The sequence below is a fragment of the Micromonospora sp. SD12 genome (assembly GCF_052068495.1).
Lineage (GTDB): Bacteria > Actinomycetota > Actinomycetes > Mycobacteriales > Micromonosporaceae > Micromonospora > Micromonospora echinofusca.
The window spans coordinates 1-22,455 of record NZ_JBQHDF010000010.1 but is presented as its reverse complement, the minus strand read 5'-3'; the positions used below and the strand labels follow the sequence as shown (position 1 = coordinate 22,455).

Here is a 22,455-nt window from a genome sequence, read left to right as displayed (position 1 = left end):
TGCCGGCGGCCCGGGGGAGACCGGTCCGCCCAGTGGGGGCCGCGGTGGGCGGCGACCGCGCCCGCCGAACCGCCCGACCCGGACGCCGTACGAGCGGCCGGGCGTCACATGCCCGTGAGGGCGGCCCGGACGGCGGACTCGGGGACGTCGGCGACCAGCTCGGGCCCGGCCGGGCCGTCCAGGACGAAGGACAGGCCGGAGGTCGCCTTCTTGTCCCGGCGCATCAGCGCGATCAACTCGTCGTGGTCGACGCCGGTGGGCAGGTCGGTGTCGAGGCCGTACCCCGCCACGACGTCGTGGTGCTCGGCCACCCGCTCGGCAGGGACGCGGCCGAGGACGCCGGCCAGCCGGCCCGCGAAGACCGTGCCGACGCCGACCGCCTCGCCGTGCCGCAGCCCGAAGTCGGTGGCCCGCTCCAACGCGTGGCCCAGGGTGTGGCCGTAGTTCAGGATGTGCCGCAGGCCGGCGTCGCGCTCGTCGGCCGCCACCACCCGGGCCTTGAGCCCCACGCAGGCGGCGATCTGCTCCGCCACCGGGCGGCCGCGCAGCTCGCCCGCGCCGATGAAGTGCGCCCGGGCGATCTCGCCGTACCCGTTGCGCCACTCCCGGCGCGGCAGCGTGTCCAGGTGCTCGGTGTCGCAGAGCACCGCCCGGGGCTGCCAGTACACCCCGACGAGGTTCTTGCCCTCCGGCAGGTTGACCGCGGTCTTCCCGCCGACGCTGGCGTCCACCTGGGCGAGCAGCGAGGTCGGCAGGTGGATCACCGCGATGCCCCGGTGGTAGAGACCGGCGGCCAGCCCGACCACGTCCGTGGTCGTCCCGCCGCCGCAGGAGACGACGGCGTCGGCGCGGGTCAGCCCGAACTCGGCGAACGCCCGGCAGAGCTGCTCCACCGTGGCCAGGTTCTTGTCGTGCTCGCCGTCGCGGGCCGGCACCACCCGGTGCGGCACGCCCGGGTCGGGCGTCCACTCCGGCGGCCGGGCCGAGACCACCACGACCCGCCGCGCGCCGATCCGCGCCACCTCCGCCGGCAGCCGGTGGCGCACGCCGGGGCCGATCAGCACCGGGTACGCGCGTTCCCCGAGCGCCACCTCGATCCGGGCGGGCTCGGCGGGGGCGCGGCGTTCAGGCGCGGACGCTTGCATGGGGTTGCTGCCTCCTCCGGGCGACGGGGACGGGCGCGGCGACGACCGGGCGGTCCCGGACCATCGACAGGCGTAGCGCCAGCGCGGCCAGCGAGTCGACCTGCGGCCCGATGCCCCACCGGTCGTGGGTGAGCTGCGCGTGGTGCGCCAGCAGGAAGCCGGACGGCGTCGCCGGATGCTCCCGGTCGACCACGTCCGCCACCCGGTCCAGGTAGTGCTGCCACGCCACGGCGACCTCCCCGCCCAGCGGCAGGTCACCGGCCGACAGGACGATCTTCTCCGCCCCGGCGTCCGCCTGCGCCGCCAGGTCCCGCCGCTGCGCGCCGGTGAGCCGCTGGCTGCGTTCCTGCCAGTGCAGGAAGAGGAACGCCAGCCGGTCGGCCGCCGGCACCAGCGCCGTCAGGTGCCGCAGGTGCGCCACGGCCAGCGGCAGCTCGACGCCGGCCAGCCAGGGCGCGTCCCCGCCGAGCAGGGTCAGGGCCAGGTCGCTGCCGGCGGACGCGAGCGGGCCGCCCCGGGCGGCGTCGCGCACCACCCGGCGGTCGGCGGGGAAGGACACCCCCGGGTCGTACGCGAGCAGCCGCGCCCGTACCGCGGCGAGCGCGGGCGGGGTGGCGTGGAAGCCGAGGCTCACGTGTGGCCCGGCGGGCGAGCCCTCCGGGTCGAAGAACCAGTCCAGGCCCGGATCGGCCCGGCGGGCGGCGGCGACCAGGCCGGTGAGGACCGTTCCGACCAGCTCGATCACCCGCGTGTCCGGGCATCCCTCGGCCGGCACGGCCGAGCGGGCGAACATCCAGCAGCGTTCCAACGACGGCACCTCGGCTGACGGGCGGGTGGAGCACGGGACTCGACGGTCTGCGGGGGTCGCACCATCATCGACCTGCGGCCCGTCCCACCACCGGATCGGCGGTCCGAACTGGGGACGACTTAGGGGGTGACAGGGGTAGGACGCCGGCAGGGTGCTCGGAAGACTTGGGCCGCTACGGCGAGCGAGGTCTACGCCGCGGATGAGGAGTCTCGCCGACGGACGGATGTGGTGACATGCTTCGGAGCGACCTGATCCAGCCGTTGTCCGATCTGATCGAGGCGCACGCCGCCAGGTTGGGGAACAAGGTCGCGTTCCGCGACGAGCGCCGGGCGGTCGGCTACGCCGACCTGGCGGCGCGGACCCGCCGGCTGGCCGGTCACCTGGCGGCCTCGGGCGTCGGGCGGGGCGACCGGGTCGCCTTCTGCCTCGGCAACCGGGTGGAGACGGTCGAGACCTGGCTGGCCGTGACGCGGGCCGCCGCGGTCGGCGTACCGGTGAACCCGCACAGCACCGACGCGGAACTGGCCCACCTGCTGGACGACTCCGGTGCGGTGCTGGTGGTCACCGACCAGCGGCACCTCGACCAACTGCTGCGGCTGCGCGCCGACCGGCGGGCCCTGCGGCTGGTGGTAACCGGGGACGGCCCCGTGCCCGCCGGGGTCATCGCGTGGCGCGACCTGGTCGACACCGAGCCGGGCGTGGACGCCCGCGACGACCTGGGGCTCGACGAGGTCGCCTGGATGCTCTACACCTCCGGCACCACCGGTCGGCCCAAGGGCGTGCTCTCCACCCAGCGCACCTGCCTCTGGTCCGTCGCCGCCTGCTACGTGCCGATCCCCGGGCTCACCGACGCCGACCGGGTGGTCTGGCCGCTGCCGCTGTTCCACAGCCTCTCGCACATCGGGTGCGTGCTCAGCGTGACCGCGGTCGGCGCCACGGCCCGGCTCATCGACGGCTTCTCCGCCGACGACGTGCTACGCGCGGTCGACGAGGAGGAGGCCACCGTGCTGGCCGGCGTGCCGGCCATGTACCACCACCTGGTCACCGCCGCCCGGGAGACCGGCTTCCGCGCCCCGGCCCTGCGGGTCTGTCTGGTCGGCGGGGCGATCACCACCGGCGCGCTGCGCCGGGCGTTCGACGAGGTCTTCGACGCGCCGCTGCTCGACGCGTACGGCAGCACGGAGACCTGCGGGTCGATCGCCGTGACCCGGCCGGACCAGCCCCGCGTCGAGGGCTCCTGCGGACGTGCGGTGCCCGGCGTCGAGGTGCGCCTGGTCAGCCCGCAGACCGGCCTGGACGTGCCGACCGGCGCCGAGGGTGAGGTCTGGGTCAGCGGCCCGAGCGTCATGCTCGGCTACCACGGCCTGCCGGAGGTCACCGCCGCCGCCCTGCGTGACGGCTGGTACCGCACCGGTGACCTGGCCCGCCGCGACGCCGACGGCAACATCTTCGTCACCGGCCGGCACCAGGAACTGATCATCCGGGGCGGCGAGAAGATCCACCCGGCCGAGGTGGAGGAGGCGCTGCGCGCCGTGCCCGGCGTCGCGGACGTGGCGGTGACCGGCCGCCCGCACGACGTGCTCGGCGAGGTGCCGGTGGCGTTCGTGGTGCCCGGTCCCGAGGGCTTCGACCCCCGCGCCGGGTACGCGGCCTGCCGGGAGAAGCTGTCCTACCACAAGGTGCCGGAGGAGCTGTACGAGATCGGGCAGGTGCCGCGTACGGCCTCCGGCAAGGTCACCCGGCGGCTCCTGCTCGAGCGGCCGGCGCGGCTGCGGGCGGTCAACGGCAGCCACCACGAGGCGCTGAGCCTGTCCGCCTGGCGGCCGCTGGACCTTGCCGCCGTACCGCCGCTCGAAGCGCCCGTCCCGACGGCCGCGCAGGCCGCCGTCGCCCCGGCCCGACACTGGGCGCTCGTCGGCCCGGGCAGCGAGGCGCTGGTGGAGCCGCTGCGGGCGGCGGCGTCCGGGGACCGGTTCCGGTGCCACCGGGACCTGCCCGCCCTGCGCGAGGCCCCGGACGTGCCCGACGTGACGGTGCTGCTGGCCGGGCCGGCCGACGTCGCCGCGCCGGGCCTCGCCGACCGGCTGCGTGGCTGGCTCGACGACGACCGGTACGCCGGCACCCGGCTGGTGCTGCTGACCGGCCCCGCAGGTGACGACCCGACCGGCCCCGACGCGGGCGACGCGGCCACCGGCCCAGGCGCGGGCGATGCGGGTGTCGCAGGCGACGCCGCCGCCGGAGGGGTCGGGCCCGATCCGGCGGCCGGTGCCGTCCCGGCCATCGGGCGCGCCCTCCAGGCCGCGTACCCGGACCGGATCGTGCTGGTCGACCACGACGCCGGACACCGGTCGGTCGCCCTGCTGCCCGCCGTGGTGGATGCCGGCGCCGCGCAGGTCGCGCTGCGGGCCGGAGCCGCCCTGCACGCGGCCCTCGTGCCGGCCCCGGCGGCCGTGCCGGCGCGGCCGGCGACCGTGGCCGACCCGGACCGCCCGGTGTCGATCACCGGCGCCGACGGACCGACCGGCGCGGCGCTGGCCCGGCACCTCGTCGCCGCGCACCGGGTCCGCCGGCTGCGGCTGCTGCACGTCGGCGATACGGCCGGGGCAACCCTGAGCGACCTGGCCGCCGAACTCTCCGCCGCCGGCGCCGAGGCCACCGTCCTGCCCGCCGACCGGGCGGGCGACGAGCCGACCGGCGGTGTCGTGCTCTGCCCGTCCGAGGACGACCTGGCCGACGACGAGGGCGTGGCCCGGCTGCTCGGCCTCGCCGCGGCGCTGGACGCGGCGACCCGGCAACCGGCCGCCGCGTTCACCGTCCTCGTCCCGTCCGTCCTGCTGCTGGGCGCCGCCGGCCGGGAGCGGGCCGCCGCCGCCGTCGGGACCCTGCACGCCCTGGCCGCCCGCCGCCGCACCGCCGGTCTCCCGGCCCGCCTCGTCGGCACGAGCGCGCCCGCCGACCGGGAGCCGTCGCCCGGCACCGCCGGGGCGACCGCACGTCGCCCGGGGGAGCCCACCGGCGCCGCGACGGCGGCCGTCCGCGCCGACCTCGCCGCGTTCGACGTGGCGCACGACGGCGACGACCTGGTCCTGCTCGCCCACCCGGCGGGCCACGCCGACACCGCGCACCCCGCCTGGCGCGGTCCCGTCGCGGCGCCCGACGACGCCACGGACGACCGGGACGCCGCCGAGTTGCGCCGCCGGCTGGCCGGGCTGGGCACCGCCGAGGGGGACCGGCTCCTGCTCGACCTCGTGCGCGCCGCCACCGCCGAGGTGGCCGGCCTGTCCGGCCCGGCGGCCGTCCGCCCCGGCCGCGCCTTCAAGGAACTCGGCTTCACCTCGGTCAGCGCGGTCGCCCTGCGCGACCGGCTGGCGCGGGCCACCGGGGTACGGCTCTCCGCCACGGCCGCGTTCGACCGGCCCAGCCCGGACGCCCTCGCCCGACACCTCGCCGAGCGCCTGCGCGGCGCCACCGGCCGGGTCGGTCCCGGGACGGACCGGCCGAGCCCGTCCACCATGGACGATCCGGTGGTCGTCGTGGCCATGGCCTGCCGGCTGCCCGGCGGCGTCGGTTCCCCCGAAGAGCTGTGGGAGCTGGTCGAGCAGGGCAGGGAGGGGCTCACGGAGTTCCCCACCGACCGGGGCTGGGACCTGGCGCACCTGTTCTCCGACGACGCCGACCGTCCCGGCACCTCGTACGTGCGGGTGGGCGGTTTCCTGACCGACGCCGCCGACTTCGACGCCGCCCTGTTCGCGATCAGCCCCCGCGAGGCGCTCGCCATGGACCCACAGCAGCGGCTGCTGCTGGAGACGTCCTGGGAGCTGTTCGAGCGGGCCGGCATCGACCCCACCTCGCTGCGCGGCAGCGCCACCGGCGTCTTCACCGGCGTCATGCACCACGACTACGCCGCGAACCTGCGCCAGGCGCCGCCCGGCACCGAGGGCTACCTCGGCGTCGGCACCGCCGGCAGCGTCGTCTCCGGCCGCGTCGCGTACGCGCTCGGGCTGGAGGGGCCGGCGGTCACCGTCGACACGGCGTGCTCGTCGTCGCTGGTGGCGCTGCACCTGGCCGCCCAGGCGCTGCGCGCCGGCGACTGCTCCCTCGCCGTGGCCGGCGGCGTGGCGGTGATGGGCACCCCGCAGGCGTTCGTGGAGTTCAGCCGGCAGCGCGGGCTCGCCCCGGACGGCCGGTGCAAGGCGTTCGCCGACGGGGCCGACGGCACCGGTTGGTCCGAGGGCGTCGCCGTGCTGCTGCTGGAACGGCTCTCCGACGCCCGCCGTCTCGGGCACCCCGTCGTCGCCGTGCTGCGGGGCTCCGCCGTCAACTCCGACGGCGCGTCCAACGGGCTGACCGCCCCCAACGGGCCCGCCCAGGAGCGGGTCATCCGCCGGGCGCTGGACGCGGCGGGGCTCTCCGCCGCCGACGTGGACGTCGTCGAGGCGCACGGCACCGGCACCCGGCTGGGCGACCCGATCGAGGCCCAGGCGCTGCTCGCCACGTACGGGGTGGGACGCGGCGACGCCGAACCGCTGCGGCTGGGCTCGCTGAAGTCCAACCTCGGCCACACCCAGGCCGCCGCCGGGGCCGCCGGGGTGATCAAGATGGTGCTCGCCATGCGGCACGGGACGCTGCCGCGCACCCTGCACGTGGACGCCCCGACGTCGGAGGTGGACTGGTCGGCCGGCGCCGTCGAGGTGCTCACCGAGGCCCGCCCGTGGCCCGACGTACGCCGGCCCCGCCGCGCCGGCGTGTCGTCGTTCGGCATCAGCGGCACCAACGCCCACGTCATCGTCGAGGCACCCGCCGACCCGTCGGCCGGACCGCAGGACGCGGACCGGCAGCCGCCGGCCGCGACCGCCGAACGGCAGCCGTCGTCCGGGGCCGCCACCCGGCGACCGCCCGTGCCGTGGCTGCTCGCCGCCGCCTCCGGCGAGGCGCTGCGCGACCAGGCGGCCCGCCTGCTGGCCTGGCTCGACGGGCCGGGGGCGCACGCCGACCCGGCCGACGTCGGGCACGCGCTCGCCACCACCCGCGCCGCCCTCGAACACCGGGCCGTGGTGCTGGCCGCCGACCCGACCACCGCCCGTACGGGCCTGACCGCGCTGACCCGCGGCGAGCCCGACCCCGACGTGCCGACCGTGCTGACCGGCCGGGTCGTCGACGGCCAGCTCGGCCTGCTCTTCGGCGGGCAGGGCGGCCAGCGCGCCGGCATGGGGCGCGAGCTGCACGCCACGTACCCGGTCTTCGCCGACGCCTTCGACGCCGCCTGCGCCGAACTCGACCGCTGCCTCGCCGGCCACGCCCCGCACCCCGTCGCGGACGTCGTCCTCGCCGCCGAGGGCACCGAGCTGGCGGAGCTGCTCGACCAGACCCTCTACACCCAGCCCGGGCTGTTCGCCTTCGAGGTGGCGCTGTACCGCCTCCTGGAATCCTGGGGAGTGCGCCCCGACGCCGTCCTCGGCCACTCCGTCGGCGAGCTGGCCGCCGCGCACGTGGCCGGGGTGTTCCCCCTCGCCGACGCGGCGGCCCTCGTCGCCGCCCGCGCCCGGCTGATGCAGCAGCTGCCCGCCGGGGGCGCGATGGTCGCCGTCGAGGCCGACGAGGCCGAGGTCGCCGCGCACCTGGCCGACCGGGTGGGCCTCGCCGCCGTCAACGGCCCCACCAGCGTGGTCGTCTCCGGCGACACCGACGCGGTGCTGGCCGTCGCGGCCACCCTGCGCGCCGCCGGGCGCCGGACCAGCCGGCTGCGGGTGTCGCACGCGTTCCACTCGCCGCGCATGGAGCCGATGCTCGACGAGTTCCGCGCGGTGGCCGCCGGCCTCACGTACCGCACCCCGCACCTGCCGGTGGTGTCCAACCTGACCGGTCATCCCGTCGACCCGGCCCGGCTCTGCTCGCCCGACTACTGGGTGGCGCACGTGCAGGCCACCGTCCGCTTCCACGACGGCGTACGGGCCCTGCACGGGCAGGGCGTCACCACCTTCCTGGAGATCGGCCCGGCCGGCGTACTCACCGCGATGGCCCAGGACTGCCTCGTCGCCGAGGCCGACGAGCTGGCGTTCGTCCCCGCCGTCCGGGGCACCGCCGGCGAGGCCGAGGCGCTGCTCGCCGCCGTGGCGCGGCTGCACGTGCGGGGCGTCGCCGTGGACCGCGCCGCCCTCGCCGGCCCCGGGCCGCACCGCCGCGTCGACCTGCCCACGTACGCCTTCCAGCGCCGGCACTACTGGCTGCCCGCTCCCACCGGCACCGGCGGCCCGGCCGGCGTGGGGCTGGTCGACGCCGGGCACCCGCTGCTCGGCGGCGTACTGCCGGTCGCCGGCACCGGACAGGTCGTCTGCACCGGTCAGGTCCCCGCGGCCACCCGGCCGTGGCTGGCCGCCCCCGCCGACGGCACCGCCGCCCTGCTGCCCGCCGCAGCCCTGCTGGACATGCTCACCCACCTCGGCGACCAGTTCGGCACCCCGACCGTGCAGCGGCTGAGCGTCCCCGGGCCGGTGCCGCTGCCCGGCGAGGCGACCCTCGACGTGCAGGTCGTCCTCTCCGCACCCGACGAGCACCGGCGCCGCGTGGCGCACTGCCACGTCCGGGCCGGCGACGGGCAGCCCTGGCGTGAGGTCGCCGAGGCCGTGCTCGGCCCGGTCGACCCGGAGAACGGGCGGGGCACCCTCGCCCCGACCTGGCCGCCCACCGGGGCCCGGCCGGTGGACCTGACCGCCCCGCAGCACCGCGCGCTGGTCGGGGAGCTGGCCCGGGCCGCGTGGGTGGCCGCCGACCGGCTCTTCGTCGACGTACGCCTGCCCGAGGACACCCGCGACCCAAACGCCGAGCGGTACGGCGTGCACCCGCTGGTGCTGGAGGCGGCCCTGCGCCTGCTCCCGCTCGCCGACTTCGCGCCCGGCGCCGACGCCGGGCCCACCGCCCGGCTGCTGCCCACCGAGTGGACGGGCGTGCGCCGGTACGCCGTCGGGGCGCACGCGCTGCGCGTCTGCCTGGCCCCGGCCGGGGCGGACGCGGTGACGCTGAGCGCCGTCGACGACGCGGGCGTGCCCGTGCTCGACGTGGACCGGGTGGTGCTGCGGAGCGTGGACCTGCCGCCCGCCGACGCGCCGGCGCCCCCGGCCGCGCCCGCCGGGCTGTACGCCGTCGACTGGCTGCCCGCGGCGTTCCCGGCGACCCCGGCGCCCACCTGGACGCTCGCCGACGGCACACCGCCGGACGGCCCGCTGCCGCCGCTGCTGGTGCTGCGGGTCGGCGACGGGGAGCCGGGCCGGCCGGTGCCCGACCGGGCGCACGCCGTCGGCCTCGCCGTGCTCGGCGTGCTCCAGAACTGGCTCGCCGACCCCCGCGCGGAGACCACCCGCCTCGCCCTCGCCGTGCGCGACGGCGACCCGGTGCACGCGCCGGTGGCCGGGCTCGTCCGGGTCGCCCAGGCCGAGCAGCCCGACCGCTTCCTCCTGCTCAGCCTCGACGCCACCGACGACGCCACCGTCCGGTCGGCGCTGGCCGTCGCGGCGGACGAACCCGAGGTCGCCGTCCGCGACGGCCGGGCGCTGCTGCCCCGCCTCCACCCCGTCGAACGGCCCCCGACCGGTACGCCGCTCGCGGCGCTGGCCGGCGGCACCGTGCTGGTCACCGGCGGCACCGGCGGGATCGGCCGGCACGTCGCCACCCACCTCGCCACCGTGCACGGCGTCGCCGAGCTGGTGCTGGTCAGCCGCAGCGGCCGGGCCGGCGACTGGACGACCGCGCTGACCGACGCCGGCGTCACCGTCCGCGTGGTCGCGGCCGACGTCGCCGACCGGGCGGCGCTCGCCGAGGTCGTCGCCCCGCTGGCCGACCGGCTGGTCGCCGTCGTGCACGCCGCCGGGGCCACCGACGACGCCCTGCTCACCGACCTCGACCCGACCCGCTGGGCACGGGCCCTGCGGTCCAAGGTGCACGGCGCGTGGCACCTGCACGAGCTCACCGCCGGCCTCGACCTGGCCGCGTTCGTGCTCTTCTCCTCGGCCGCCGCCACCTTCGGCAGCCCCGGTCAGGGCAACTACGCGGCCGGCAACGCGTTCCTCGACGCGCTCGCCGCACACCGCCGCGCCCAGGGACTCCCGGCGACCGCGCTGGCCTGGGGGTTGTGGGCCGCCCAGGACGGGATGGCCGGCCGGCTCACCCCGGCGGACCTGGCCCGGCTCGCCCGGGGCGGCACCCGCCCCCTCGACACGACCGCCGGACTGGCGCTGTTCGACGCCGCCCTGCACGTCGACCGGCCGGCGCTCGTGCCGATCGGGCTCGACCTGGCCGCCGTACGCACCTCCGGCGAGGTGCCCGCCCTGCTGCGGGCCCTGCTGCCGCCGCCGCCCCGCCGGGCCGTCAACGCCGACTCCGCGCCCGCCTCCGCCAGCAGCTTCGCCGACCGGCTGGCCGAACTCGCCGAGCCCGACCGCGCCGAGCTGCTGCTGGAGCTCGTCCGCACCCGGTGCGCGACCGTGGTCGGGCACGCCGGCCCCGAGCAGGTCGAGCCGCGCCGCCCGTTCAAGGACCTCGGCTTCGACTCGCTGATGGCCGTGGAGCTGAGCAACCGGCTCACCGCCGTCACCGGCGTCCGGCTCGCCCCGCACGCCGTGTTCAACCACCCCACCCCGGAGCTGCTCGCCGCGCATTTGCACGCCCGGCTGCTCGGTACCGCCGCCACCGAGGTCACCGACGCCACCACCGTCGCCCTGGACGAACCGGTCGCGATCGTCGCGATGGCCTGCCGGTTCCCCGGCGGCATCGGCTCCCCGGAGGAGCTGTGGCGGCTGCTGGACGCGGGCGCCGACGTCATCGGCGACCTGCCCGACGACCGCGGCTGGCCGCTGGCCGACCTCTACGACCCGGTGCCCGGCACGCCCGGACGCACGTACGTGCGGGCCGGCGGGTTCCTCACCGGGATCGCCGACTTCGACGCCGCGTTCTTCGGCATCAGCCCCCGCGAGGCCCTCGCCATGGACCCGCAGCACCGGCTGCTGCTGGAGACCTCCTGGGAGGCGCTGGAGCGCGGCGGCATCGACCCGGTCACCCTGCGCGGCAGCCGTACCGGTGTCTTCGCCGGCACCCACGGGCAGGACTACGCCGACCGGGTCGCCCCCGGCGTCGTGTCCGACGACGGCGAGGTCACCGCCGACGAGGGGCACCTGCTCACCGGCACGGCCGGCAGCGTCCTCTCCGGTCGCGTCGCGTACGCGCTCGGGCTGGAGGGACCGGCCGTCACCGTGGACACCGCCTGCTCGGCGTCGCTGGTGGCGCTGCACCTGGCCGTGCAGGCCCTGCGCCAGGGCGACTGCGACCTGGCCCTCGCTGGCGGCGTGTCGGTGATGTCCACCCCGGCCGGGCTGACCGGCTTCAGCCGGCAGCGTGGTCTCGCCGCCGACGGGCGGTGCAAGGCGTTCGCCGAGGACGCCGACGGCTTCGGCATGTCCGAGGGCGTCGGGATGCTGGTGGTCGAGCGCCTCTCCGACGCCCGCCGCCGGGGCCACCCCGTGCTGGCCGTGGTCCGCGGCTCGGCGGTCAACCAGGACGGCGCGTCCAACGGGCTGACCGCCCCGAACGGGCCGTCGCAGGAACGGGTCATCAAGGCCGCGCTCGGCGCCGCCGGGCTGAGTGCCGCCGAGGTGGACGTCGTCGAGGCGCACGGCACCGGCACGTCGCTCGGCGACCCCATCGAGGCGGAGGCGATCCTCGCCACGTACGGGCAGCGCCCCGTCGGCGCCCCGCCGGTGCTGCTCGGCTCGGTCAAGTCCAACCTCGGGCACACCCAGGCCGCGGCCGGCGTGGCCGGGGTGCTGAAGATGGTCCTCGCCATGCGGCACGGCCGGCTGCCCCGCACCCTGCACGCCGAGCGCCGCAGCTCGCGGATCGACTGGGACTCGGGGGCCGTGGAGCTGCTCACCGAGGCCCGACCGTGGCGCCCGGCGGACCGGCCGGCCCGCGCCGGCGTCTCGTCGTTCGGCATCAGCGGCACCAACGCCCACGTGATCGTCGAGGCGGTCGCCGAGGCGACGCCGCAGGCCGCCGAGGCTCCCACGCCGCCGCAGGCGCACGCCCTGCCGTGGCTGCTCTCCGCGCGTACCCCCGAGGCGCTCGCCGGCCAGGCCCGCCGGCTGCGCGAGCACCTCGCCGCCCGGCCCGACCAGCGGCCCCTCGACGTGGCCTGGTCGCTGGCCACCAGCCGGAGCACCTTCGACTCCCGGGCGGTGCTGGTCGGCGCGTCGCCGGAGCGCGTCGCCGCCGCCCTCGACGCCCTCGCCGAGGGCCGGCCCGACCCGGCGGTGACGCGGGGCGAGGCCCGGCCCGCCGGCCGGTGCGTCTTCGTCTTCCCCGGGCAGGGCTCCCAGTGGCTCGGCATGGGGTTGGACCTGCTCGACCAGGCCCCCGTGTTCGCCGAACGCATGGCGGCCTGCGACGCGGCCCTGCGGCCGTACCTGGACTGGTCGCTGCTGGACGTGCTGCGCCAGGTGCCCGGCGCGCCCGGCCTCGACGAGGTCGACGTGGTGCAGCCCGCCCTGTTCGCGATGATGGTGTCCCTGGCCGAGCTGTGGCGCTCGCACGGCGTGCAGCCGGCCGCCGTGGTCGGCCACTCGCAGGGCGAGATCGCCGCCGCCTGCGTCGCCGGGGTGCTCTCCCTGCCCGACGCCGCCCGCGTGGTGGCGCTGCGCAGCCGGGCGCTGCGGGCCCTGGCCGGGCACGGCGCGATGGCCTCCGTCGCGCTGCCTGCCGACACGGTCCGCGACCGGATCGCCCGCTTCGGCGACCGGATCTCGGTCGCCGCCGTGAACGGCCCGGCCGCGGTCGTGGTCTCCGGCGACCCGGAGGCGGTCGAGGAACTGCTCGCCGAACTGGCCGGCGAACAGGCCCGGGTGCGGCGCATCGCCGTCGACTACGCCTCCCACTCCGCCCAGGTGGAACGCATCCGCGACGAACTGGCCGAGGTGCTGGCCGGCATCGCCCCCGGCCCGGCGGCCGTGCCGCTGTTCTCCACCACCGACCTGCGCTGGCTCGACGGCGAGGAGATGGGGCCCGACTACTGGTACCGCAACCTGCGCCAGCCCGTCGAGCTGGAAGGGGCGATCCGCTCGCTGGCGGCCCAGGGCCACGACACGTACGTCGAGTGCAGCCCGCACCCGGTGCTCACCGTCGGCGTCGAGGAGACCCTCGCCGACCACGAGGGCGAGACCGTGGTGGTCGGCTCGGTGCAGCGCGACCAGGGCGACCGGGAACGGTTCCTGCTCTCCCTGGCCCAGCTGCACGTGTGCGGGGTCGCCGTGGACTGGCGGCCCGCGCTGGCCGGCGGCCGGCGGGTCGACCTGCCCACGTACGCGTTCGCCCACCGCCGCTACTGGCCCCGGCCCCTGCGCGAGGTCGGCGACGTCGGCGCCGCCGGCCTGGACGCCGCCGGGCACCCGCTGCTCGGCGCGTCGATCGCGCTGGCCGAGACGAGGGGCCACCTGTTCACCGGGCGCCTGTCGACCGACGCACAGCCGTGGCTGGCCGACCACCGGGTCACCGACAGCGTGCTGGTGCCCGGCACCGGCCTGGTGGAGCTCTGTCTCCGCGTCGGCGACGAGATCGGCCACCCCGTCCTCGACGAGCTGGTCATCGAGGCCCCGCTCACCCTGCCCGCCGACGGGGCCACGCAGGTGCAGGTGGCGGTCGGCGCGGGCGGCGACGACGGGCGCCGCCCGGTGACCGTGCACTCCCGACCCGCCGACGCGCCGGCGGGCACCCCGTGGACCCGGCACGCCAGCGCCACCCTCTGCGCCGACCAGCCCGCCGCGCCGCCGCAGCTCACCACGTGGCCGCCGCGCGACGCCCGGCCCGTCGACCTGACCGGCTTCTACTGCGGGCTGGCGGCCGACGGCTACGCGTACGGGCCGGCGTTCCAGGGGCTGCGCGCGGTGTGGACCAGCGGCGACGAGGTCTACGCCGAGGTGGAGCTGCCGGCGGCCCAGCGGGTCGACGCCGACCGCTACGGCCTGCACCCGGCCCTGTTCGACGCCGCCCTGCACGCCGCGCACTTCGGCGGTCTCGCCGGGGCCGGCGACGGGCGGCTGCTGCTGCCGTTCGCCTGGAACGGCGTCAGCCTGCACGCCACCGGCGCGAACGCCCTGCGGGTACGGCTCACCCAGGTCGGGCCGCACGCCATCGCGCTGACCGCCGCCGACCCGACCGGCGCCCCGGTCGCCGAGGTGACCGCCCTGACCATGCGGCCGATCTCCGCCGCGGAGCTGGCCGTCACCGACGACCGCGCCACCCGCGACGCCCTGTTCCGGATCGACTGGACGCCGCTGCCGCCGGCCGACGCGGCCACCCCGGTCGACGCCGTGGCCGTCGCCCCCGGCCTGGCCGGGTTCCCGTTCCAGCCGGGACTGGACGGGCTCGCCGACGCCGTCGACGCGGGACTGGCCCTGCCCGGGGTCGTGCTCGTGCCGCTCGACGCGGACCCCGCGCAGCCCACCCCCCGGGCGGCGCGCCACGCCGCCGTACGGGCCCTCGACCTGGTCCGGCGCTGGCTCACCGAACCCCGCTGGGCGGCGTCCCGGCTGCTGCTGGTGACCCGGGGCGCGGTGGCCGTGCACCACGCCGGAGAGGTGACCGACCCGGCCGCCGCGGCGGCGTGGGGTCTGGTGCGCTCCGCCCAGTCGGAGAACCCGGGCCAGGTGGTCGTCGTCGACGTCGACGGCGACGGGATCGGCCCCGACCAGGTCGCCGCCCTGCTGGCGGCGGACGAGCCGCAGGCCGCGATCCGGGGCGGCGCGGCGTACGTGCCGCGACTGGCGCGGGCCGGTTCGGCCGGCGAGCTGACCGTACCGCCCGCCGCCGCGTGGCGCCTGGACGCGCCGGTGCGCGGCAGCCTGGAGAACCTCACCCTGGTTCCCACCGACGCCGCCGACGTCGCCCTCGGCCCCCGCGAGGTCCGGGTGCGCGTCCGCGCCGCCGGCCTGAACTTCCGCGACGTGCTCAACGCGCTCGGCCTCTACCCGGGCGACGCGGGGCCGCTCGGCGGCGAGGGCGCCGGCGAGGTCGTCGAGGTGGGCGCCAAGGTGACCGACCTGCGCCCCGGCGACCGGGTGTTCGGGGTCTTCGTGGGCTGCTTCGGGCCCGTCGCGGTCACCGACCGCCGGCTGCTGGCCCCGATGCCGGCCGGCTGGTCGTACGTCGAGGCCGCCTCCGTGCCGGTGGTCTTCCTGACCGCGTACCACGGGCTGGTCAACCTGGCCGGGCTCACCCGGGGCGAGTCCGTGCTGGTGCACGCGGCGGCCGGCGGCGTCGGCATGGCCGCCGTGCAGCTCGCCCGGCACCTCGGCGCCGAGGTGTACGCCACCGCCAGCCCCGCCAAGTGGGACGCCCTGCGGTCGATGGGCCTCGACGAGGAGCACCTGGCCTCGTCCCGGACCCTCGACTTCGAGACCCGCTTCGCCGAGGTCACCGGCGGACGGGGCGTCGACGTGGTGCTGGACTCGCTGGCCCGCGAGTTCGTGGACGCCTCGCTGCGGCTGCTGCCGCGCGGCGGACGGTTCATCGAGATGGGCAAGACCGACATCCGCGACGCCGACATCGTCGCCGCCGACCACCCGGGGGTGGCCTACACCGCCTTCGACCTGACCCTGGAGGACCCCGACGAGGTGCAGCGCATGCTCGTCGAGCTGCTGGGGCTCTTCGAACGGGGGACGCTCACCCCGCTGCCCACCCAGGTGTGGGACGTCCGCCAGGCGCCGGAGGCGTTCCGGCACGTCAGCCAGGCCCGGCACGTCGGCAAGGTGGTGCTGACCACGCCCCGGGCGTGGGACCCCGAGGGCACGGTGCTGCTGACCGGCGGGACCGGGACCCTGGGCCGGCTGGTCGCCCGGCGGCTGGTCGAGACCCACGGCGTACGGCGGCTGCTGCTGGTCAGCCGCCGCGGCGAGCGGGCCCCCGGGGCGGTCGAGGCGGTCGACGAACTGCGCTCGCTGGGGGCCGAGGCCACGGTGGTGGCGGCCGACGTGGCCGACCGGGACACCCTGGCCCGGGTGCTGGAGGCGGTACCGGCGCGGCACCCGCTGACCGCGGTCGTGCACCTCGCCGGGGTGCTCGACGACGGGGTGGTCACCGCCCTGACGCCGCAGCGCGTCGACACGGTCTTCGCGCCGAAGCTCGACGCCGCGTGGCACCTGCACGAACTCACCCGCCACCTCGACCTGGCCGGCTTCGTGCTGTTCTCCTCCGGCGCCGGCGTCTTCGGCGTGCCCGGTCAGGCCAACTACGCGGCGGCCAACGCGTTCCTCGACGCGCTCGCCCTGGCGCGTCGCGCCGAGGGCCTGCCGGGCCGCTCGTTCGCCTGGGGGCTGTGGGAGCAGGCCAGCGAGATGACCGCCAAGCTGGACCGCACCGACCCCCGGATCACCGCCCGCGACGGGCAGCTCGCGATCCCGTCCGACCTGGGAATGACCCTGTTCGACGCCGGCCTGCGGTTGGCCGAGCCGGTGCTGGTGCCGACCAGGATCGACGTCGCCGCGCTCGGCGAACGGGTCGAGCGGCCCCCGGCCCTGCTGCGCGGGCTCCTGCGGCGGGAACGGCCGACCGCGCGCTCGGCCACCCCTAGCGGCGGCGCGCGCACCCTCGCCGACGAGTTGGCGGCACTGGCGGGACCCGAGCGCCACAACCTGGTGGTCGACCTCGTACGCGAGCAGGCAGCGAGCGTGCTCGGGCACGGCAGCCGGGCCGCGGTCGCCCCCGGCCGGGCCTTCAGCCAGATCGGCTTCGACTCGTTGACCGCCGTCGAGCTGCGCAACCGGCTCACCACGGCCACCGGCCTGCGCCTGCCGGCCACGCTGATCTTCGACTACCCGGACCCGAACGAGCTGGCCACGTACCTGGTGTCGCAGCTGGCACCGGACACCGGCCCGGAGGTTCCGCCGGTCCTCGCGGACCTGGAGAACCTCGAACGCTCGCTGACCGAGGCCAGCGTGGAACCGGAGCTGCACGAGCAGATCGGGTCGCGCCTGGAGGTGCTCATCGCCAAGTGGCGGACGATGCGCGCCGGATCGGGCGGCGATCCCGACCTCGACCTCGAACTGGCCAGCGACGACGACCTCTTCGACCTCATCGACTCCGAACTCGGTCTCTGATGGCCGTCCGGCCGCCCCGCACGGCAGCCGTCCCTGCGACACCGTGTCCGACCGACCCTGCGAGGAACCGATACCGATGCTGATGACCGACGTCCTGATCGTGGGCTACGGCCCCGTCGGTGAGATGCTCACGATCCTGCTGGCGCAGCGGGGGCTCACCGTCACGGCGGTCGAGCGCTGGGCCACCCCGTACAACTTCCCGCGCGCCGTGTCGTACGACGGGGAGGCGAGCCGCATCCTGGCCGCCGCCGGCGTCGCCGACCGGCTCGGCCCGGTGGTGGAGTCGTCGGGCGAGTACACCTTCAAGAACGGCTTCGGTCGGACCCTGCTGCACGTCAAGGTGACCGGCGACGGCCCGATGGGCTGGCCCGACTCGGTCTCCTTCTACCAGCCGGGACTGGAGGCGCTGCTCGCCGAGCGGGGAGCGGAACTGCCGGGCGTCACGGTGCTGCGCCCGTACCAGGTGACCGGCCTGGTCGAGCACGACGACCGGGTCGAGGTCACCATCGCCGGACCGGACGGCGAGGAGGTCCGCGCGGCCCGCTGGGTCGTCGGCTGCGACGGGGCCAACAGCTTCGTCCGGGAGCACCTGGGCGGCGGCGTCACCGACCTCGGCTTCACGTACGACTGGCTGGTCTGCGACGTCGTGCCGCACGAGGCCCGCGAGTTCAAGCCGAACAACCTGCAGGTCTGCGACCCGGCGCGCCCCCGCACGGCCGTGTCGGCCGGCCCCGGGCACCGGCGGTGGGAGTTCATGCGGGTGCCAGGGGAGAGCCGGGAGGAGTTCGAGAGCGTCGAGAGCGTGTGGCGGCTGCTCGGCCTCTTCGACATCACGCCCGACAACGCGACCCTGGAGCGGTACGGCGTCTACACCACCCAGGCGTGCTCGGCCGGGCGCTGGCGCTCCGGGCGGATCCTCATCGCCGGTGACGCGGCGCACGTGATGCCGCCGTTCATGGGGCAGGGGATGAGCTCGGGCTTCCGCGACGCCCTCAACCTCGCCTGGAAGCTCGACCTGGTGCACCGCGGCCTGGCCGACGAGGCTCTGCTGGACACCTACCAGGAGGAGCGCTGCGCGCACGTGCAGCACGCCATCCGGATGTCCATGGACTCGGGCACGGTCATCTGCGAGACCGACCGCGCCGCCGCGGCCGGCCGGGACGCCGCCATGCTCGCCGAGCTGCGCCGGCGTACCGCCCGCCCGCGTACCCGTTCCCTGCTGGAGCCCCTCGCCGGCGGGGTCCTGCACGGCCGCACCGACGAGGCCGCCGGCGCCGGTGTGCCGATGCCGCAGGGGCGCGTCGAGGTCGACGGCCGCACGGGGCTCTTCGACGAGGTCGTCGGCACCGGCTTCGTCCTGCTCTGCGCCGAGGACCCCGACGGCCTGCTCGACGCGGACGCCCGGGCCTTCCTGGACTCGCTCGACGCCCGGGTCGTCCGGGTCGTTCCCGCCGGTGCGCCCGCCCCCGGACCCGGCGCCGCGCCGACCGCCTTCGACCTCGACGACGTGTACCTGCCCCACCTCAAGCGGTACGACGCCGTGGCGGTGCTCGTCCGGCCCGACTTCTACGTCTTCGGCACGGCCGCCGACCCGGCCGGTGTGCCCGCGCTCGTCGAGGACCTGCGCCAGCAGGTCCGGCGCGGCTGATCGGCATCCATCCACCGGAAGGAACCCACATGTTCGAGAACCTGAAGATCGCCGGCCGGGCGATCCGCACGGTCTTCACCGCCGACCCCATCACCCGGGTCCGGCGCTTCTACGAGATCCAGTCGCCCGACGTCGAGTTCGCCGCCCGCCGCACCCACTACATGAACGTGGGCTACTGGTCCGAGGGGGTCACCGACCTCGACACGGCCGCCGAGGCGCTGGCCGACAAGCTGGCCGACGCCGCCGGGTTCAAGCCCGACGACACCGTCCTCGACGTCGGCTTCGGCTACGCCGACCAGGACTTCAAGTGGCTGCGCGAACGCCAGGTCGCCAAGGTGTACGGCCTGAACATCACCCCGCACCACGTCGAGGCGGCGCAGCGCCGGGCGCAGGAGGAGGGCCTCGCCGACCGGACCGACTTCCGGCTGGGCAGCGCCACCGAACTGCCCTTCGAGGACAACACCTTCGACCGGGTCGTCGCCCTGGAGTCCGCCTTCCACTTCTACCCGCGCAGCGCGTTCTTCGCCGAGGCGCTGCGGGTGCTGCGCCCGGGCGGCGTACTGGCCACGGCCGACATCATCCCGGTCAGCGGCGACGTCGTGCGGGCGGCCATCCAGTCCGGCCCGCTGAGCTTCGTCAAGTTCAGCATCCCCAAGGAGAACTGGCACGACCGGGACACGTACCGGCAGGAACTCGTCGAGGCCGGCTTCGCCAACCCGGAGGTGCACTCGATCAAGGACCGCACCTGGGAGGGCTGGCGGGCGTACATGGCCGGACGGACCGAGGACCCGGAGTTCCGCGCCGTCGTCAAGCCCGCCGTCCGCAAGAGCATGGCCGCGCACTGGAAGAACCAGGACCTCATGAAGCGCGAGATGGCGCAGCTCGACTACGTGATCGCGGTCGGCCACAAGCGGTGACGCCCCGCACGGACGAGGGGCCCGCCGACCGGTCGTGACACCGGTGGACGGGCCCCTCGGCCGTTCGGATTCAGACCGCCGGCGCCGTGCTCAGGGCCGTCGAGATGGCCCGCAGGACCGCCGGCTGGTGCTCGGCCAGGAAGAAGTGCCCGCCCGGGTAGACCTTCAGGTCGAACGGACCCGTGGTGTGGGTCGACCAGGCCCGGGCCTCCTCGACCGTCGTCTTCGGGTCGTCGTCGCCGGTGAAGACGGTGATCGGGCAGCTCAGCGGCGGACCCGGCCGGTAGGTGTAGGTCTCCGCGGCCCGGTAGTCGCTGCGGATCGCCGGCAACGCGGCCCGCAGCATCTCCGGGTCACCGAGGACGGCGGAGTTGGTGCCGCTCAGCTTCCGTACGTCGGCCAGCAGGCCCTCGTCGTCGAGCTGGTGCACCGTCTCGTGCCGCGGCTGGGACGGCGCGCGGCGCCCGGACGCGAACAGGTGCGCGGCCGAACCGCCGTCCTGCTCGATCAGCCGGGCGAGCTCGAAGCCGACGCTGGCCCCCATGCTGTGCCCGAAGATGGCCACCGGCTCGTCCATCCACGGCCGCAGCACGGTGAACACCTCACGCGCGAGCTGGTGGATGTCACCGATGCACTTCTCGTGGCGGCGGTCCTGCCGGCCCGGGTACTGGATCGACAGCACCTCGACGCCGGGGGAGAGGCTACGGGAGACGGGAAAGTAGAAGCTGGCCGAGCCGCCGGCGTGCGGCAGGCACACCAACCGCCGGGCGCCGCCCGGAGCCGGGTGGAAACGTCGCACCCACAATCCGTTGTCGGTATCTGGCGTGGTCATCCTGTGGCGGTCCTTCCGGCGGCTGCGGTTCCGACCGGATCGACGCGGACCCGGTCGAGGCGACGCTAGTGCGACGGGTCGGGACCGGACACCCCTAGCTGGTCGGTTGCCTGGTTAGGGGTTGTCCGCGCTCGCGCGGACCCAATAACTTCTCCCCGCAGATGGGGATCTGCGTGGCTCTCGGCCGAGCGAGCCGAACGACAGATACAGGTGTCGCCTGAGACTTCTGCGCATTCGTACCGTCGCTTACGTCGAGTCTCCGCCGTGAATCGCGATGGGCTGGGTTGATGGACACCGAAGAGAAGCTCCGGGAGTACCTGAAGAGAGTCACCGCCGACCTGCGGCGGACCCGGCAACGGCTCCGGGACGTCGAGGCCGAGGCTCAGCAGCCGATCGCGATCGTCGGTACGGGCTGCCGGTTCCCGGGCGGGGTACGCACGGCCGAGGAGCTGTGGGACCTCGTCGCGGCCGGCGGCGACGCCATCGCCTCCTTCCCCACCGACCGTGGCTGGGACCTGGACGCGCTCTACGACCCGGAGCGCTCCCGACCGGGCACCTCCTCCGTACGCGAGGGCGGCTTCGTGCCCGACGCCGCCGAGTTCGACCCCCGACTGTTCGGGGTCTCGCCGCGTGAGGCCCTCGCCATGGACCCGCAGCAGCGGCTGCTGCTGGAGACCTCGTGGGAGGCCGTCGAGTCGGCGGGCATCGACCCCACCAGCCTGAAGGGCGCCCGGGTCGGGGTCTTCGCCGGCATGACCCACAGCGGGTACGCCCATCCGCCGGAGACCCCGCCGGCGGGCGTGGAGGACTATCTGGGTCTCGGCAACGCGGGCAGCATCGCCTCGGGCCGGGTGGCGTACTCGTTCGGGTTCGAGGGGCCGGCGGTGACGGTGGACACGGCGTGTTCGTCGTCGCTGGTGGCGCTGCACCTGGCGGTACAGGCGCTGCGGTCGGGCGAGTGCGATCTCGCGCTGGCCGGCGGCGTGACGGTGATGCCCACCCCGGCGGTGTTCGTCGACTTCACCCGGCAGGGCAACCTGTCCCCGGTGGCCCGCTGCCGGGCGTTCGCCGACGCGGCGGACGGCACGGCGCTCGCCGAGGGCGTCGGGATGCTGCTGGTGCAGCGGCTGTCGGACGCGCGACGTGACGGCCGTCGGATCCTGGCGGTGGTGCGGGGCACGGCGGTGAACCAGGATGGTGCGTCGAACGGGTTGACGGCGCCGAACGGTCCGTCGCAGCAGCGGGTGATCCGGCAGGCCCTCGCGAATGCCGGGCTGGGTGTCGGGGACGTCGACGTGGTGGAGGCGCACGGCACGGGTACGACGTTGGGTGATCCGATCGAGGCGCAGGCTCTGTTGGCGACGTATGGGCAGGGTCGGGATGTGCCGTTGTTGTTGGGGTCGGTGAAGTCGAACATCGGTCACACGCAGGCGGCTGCCGGGGTGGCCGGGATCATCAAGATGGTCTCGGCGATGCGGCACGGTGTGGTGCCGGCGACCCTGCACGTGGACGCGCCGTCGTCGCATGTGGACTGGTCGTCCGGTGCCGTGGAGTTGGTGACGCAGACGCGCGAGTGGCCGGCGGTGGAGCGTCCCCGGCGGGCGGGTGTGTCGTCGTTCGGCATCTCGGGGACGAACGCGCACGTGATCCTGGAGCAGCCGGAGGCAGCGCCGGAGATCGAGGGCGGGGCGACGCCGGAGCCGGTGGCCGCGGTGGTGGAGTCCGTGGCCGCCACGGGCGCGGAGTCGCGGGGCGAGCCCTGCCGGACCGGGTCGGCAGACGCGGCGGGCACGCCGGTGCCGTGGGTGGTGTCGGGTCGTTCGGAGCGTGCCCTGTCGGGTCAGGCTGGGCGGTTGGCGTCGTTCGTGCGGGACCGGTCCGACCTGTCGCCGGTGGATGTGTCGTGGTCGTTGGTGACGACGCGTGCGGCGTTGGAGCACCGTGCGGTGGTGTGGGGCTCGGACGTCGACG

General features: G+C 76.2%; 7 protein-coding genes. 4 read left to right on the top strand and 3 right to left on the bottom strand.

Translation table 11 applies throughout. The features are described 5' to 3' along the window. Window positions 1–104 precede the first annotated feature (104 nt). Entirely contained in the window at window positions 105–1,145 is a 1,041-nt protein-coding gene (locus tag ACTMS2_RS19645; RefSeq protein WP_441176701.1) for a 3-dehydroquinate synthase family protein, read from the bottom strand. Next, window positions 1,126–1,962 (bottom strand): hypothetical protein, encoded by an 837-nt coding sequence (locus ACTMS2_RS19640; protein ID WP_441176700.1) that lies wholly within the window; start codon window positions 1,960–1,962, stop codon window positions 1,126–1,128. Before ACTMS2_RS19640 ends, ACTMS2_RS19645 begins: the two co-directional genes overlap by 20 nt. 224 nt (window positions 1,963–2,186) lie before the next feature. Between ACTMS2_RS19640 and ACTMS2_RS19635 the strand changes: the two genes are divergently transcribed. The 3 genes from ACTMS2_RS19635 (at window position 2,187) to ACTMS2_RS19625 (ending at window position 19,652) form a co-directional block, all read left to right on the top strand. After that, window positions 2,187–17,087: an SDR family NAD(P)-dependent oxidoreductase gene (locus ACTMS2_RS19635; RefSeq protein WP_441176698.1), complete on the top strand. Its 14,901-nt coding sequence runs from the start codon at window positions 2,187–2,189 to the stop codon at window positions 17,085–17,087. A gap of 76 nt (window positions 17,088–17,163) precedes the next feature. Beyond that, the gene (gene mhpA, locus ACTMS2_RS19630; protein ID WP_441176697.1) at window positions 17,164–18,735 is read left to right on the top strand and encodes a bifunctional 3-(3-hydroxy-phenyl)propionate/3-hydroxycinnamic acid hydroxylase MhpA; all 1,572 of its coding nucleotides are present in this window, start codon (window positions 17,164–17,166) and stop codon (window positions 18,733–18,735) included. Between the two features lie 29 nt (window positions 18,736–18,764). After that, window positions 18,765–19,652 (top strand): class I SAM-dependent methyltransferase, encoded by an 888-nt coding sequence (locus tag ACTMS2_RS19625; RefSeq protein WP_441176696.1) that lies wholly within the window; start codon window positions 18,765–18,767, stop codon window positions 19,650–19,652. A 70-nt stretch (window positions 19,653–19,722) separates the two neighbouring features. On the opposite strand, the gene ACTMS2_RS19620 is transcribed toward ACTMS2_RS19625, so the two are convergent. Continuing rightward, window positions 19,723–20,484 (bottom strand): thioesterase II family protein, encoded by a 762-nt coding sequence (locus ACTMS2_RS19620; protein WP_363905175.1) that lies wholly within the window; start codon window positions 20,482–20,484, stop codon window positions 19,723–19,725. 284 nt (window positions 20,485–20,768) lie between these two features. Here ACTMS2_RS19620 and ACTMS2_RS19615 point away from each other — a divergent pair. Further along, on the top strand, window positions 20,769–22,455 hold a 1,687-nt coding region (locus ACTMS2_RS19615), incomplete at its 3' end, for a type I polyketide synthase (protein WP_441176695.1).

Excerpts from the sequence above, each read along its gene's own strand:
- mhpA (WP_441176697.1), top strand. The coding sequence starts at position 17,164 with ATGCTGATGACCGACGTCCTGATCGTGGGCTACGGCCCCGTCGGTGAG.
- ACTMS2_RS19625 (WP_441176696.1), top strand. The coding sequence starts at position 18,765 with ATGTTCGAGAACCTGAAGATCGCCGGCCGGGCGATCCGCACGGTCTTC.
- ACTMS2_RS19635 (WP_441176698.1), top strand. The coding sequence starts at position 2,187 with ATGCTTCGGAGCGACCTGATCCAGCCGTTGTCCGATCTGATCGAGGCG.
- ACTMS2_RS19645 (WP_441176701.1), bottom strand. The coding sequence starts at position 1,145 with ATGCAAGCGTCCGCGCCTGAACGCCGCGCCCCCGCCGAGCCCGCCCGG.
- ACTMS2_RS19620 (WP_363905175.1), bottom strand. The coding sequence starts at position 20,484 with ATGACCACGCCAGATACCGACAACGGATTGTGGGTGCGACGTTTCCAC.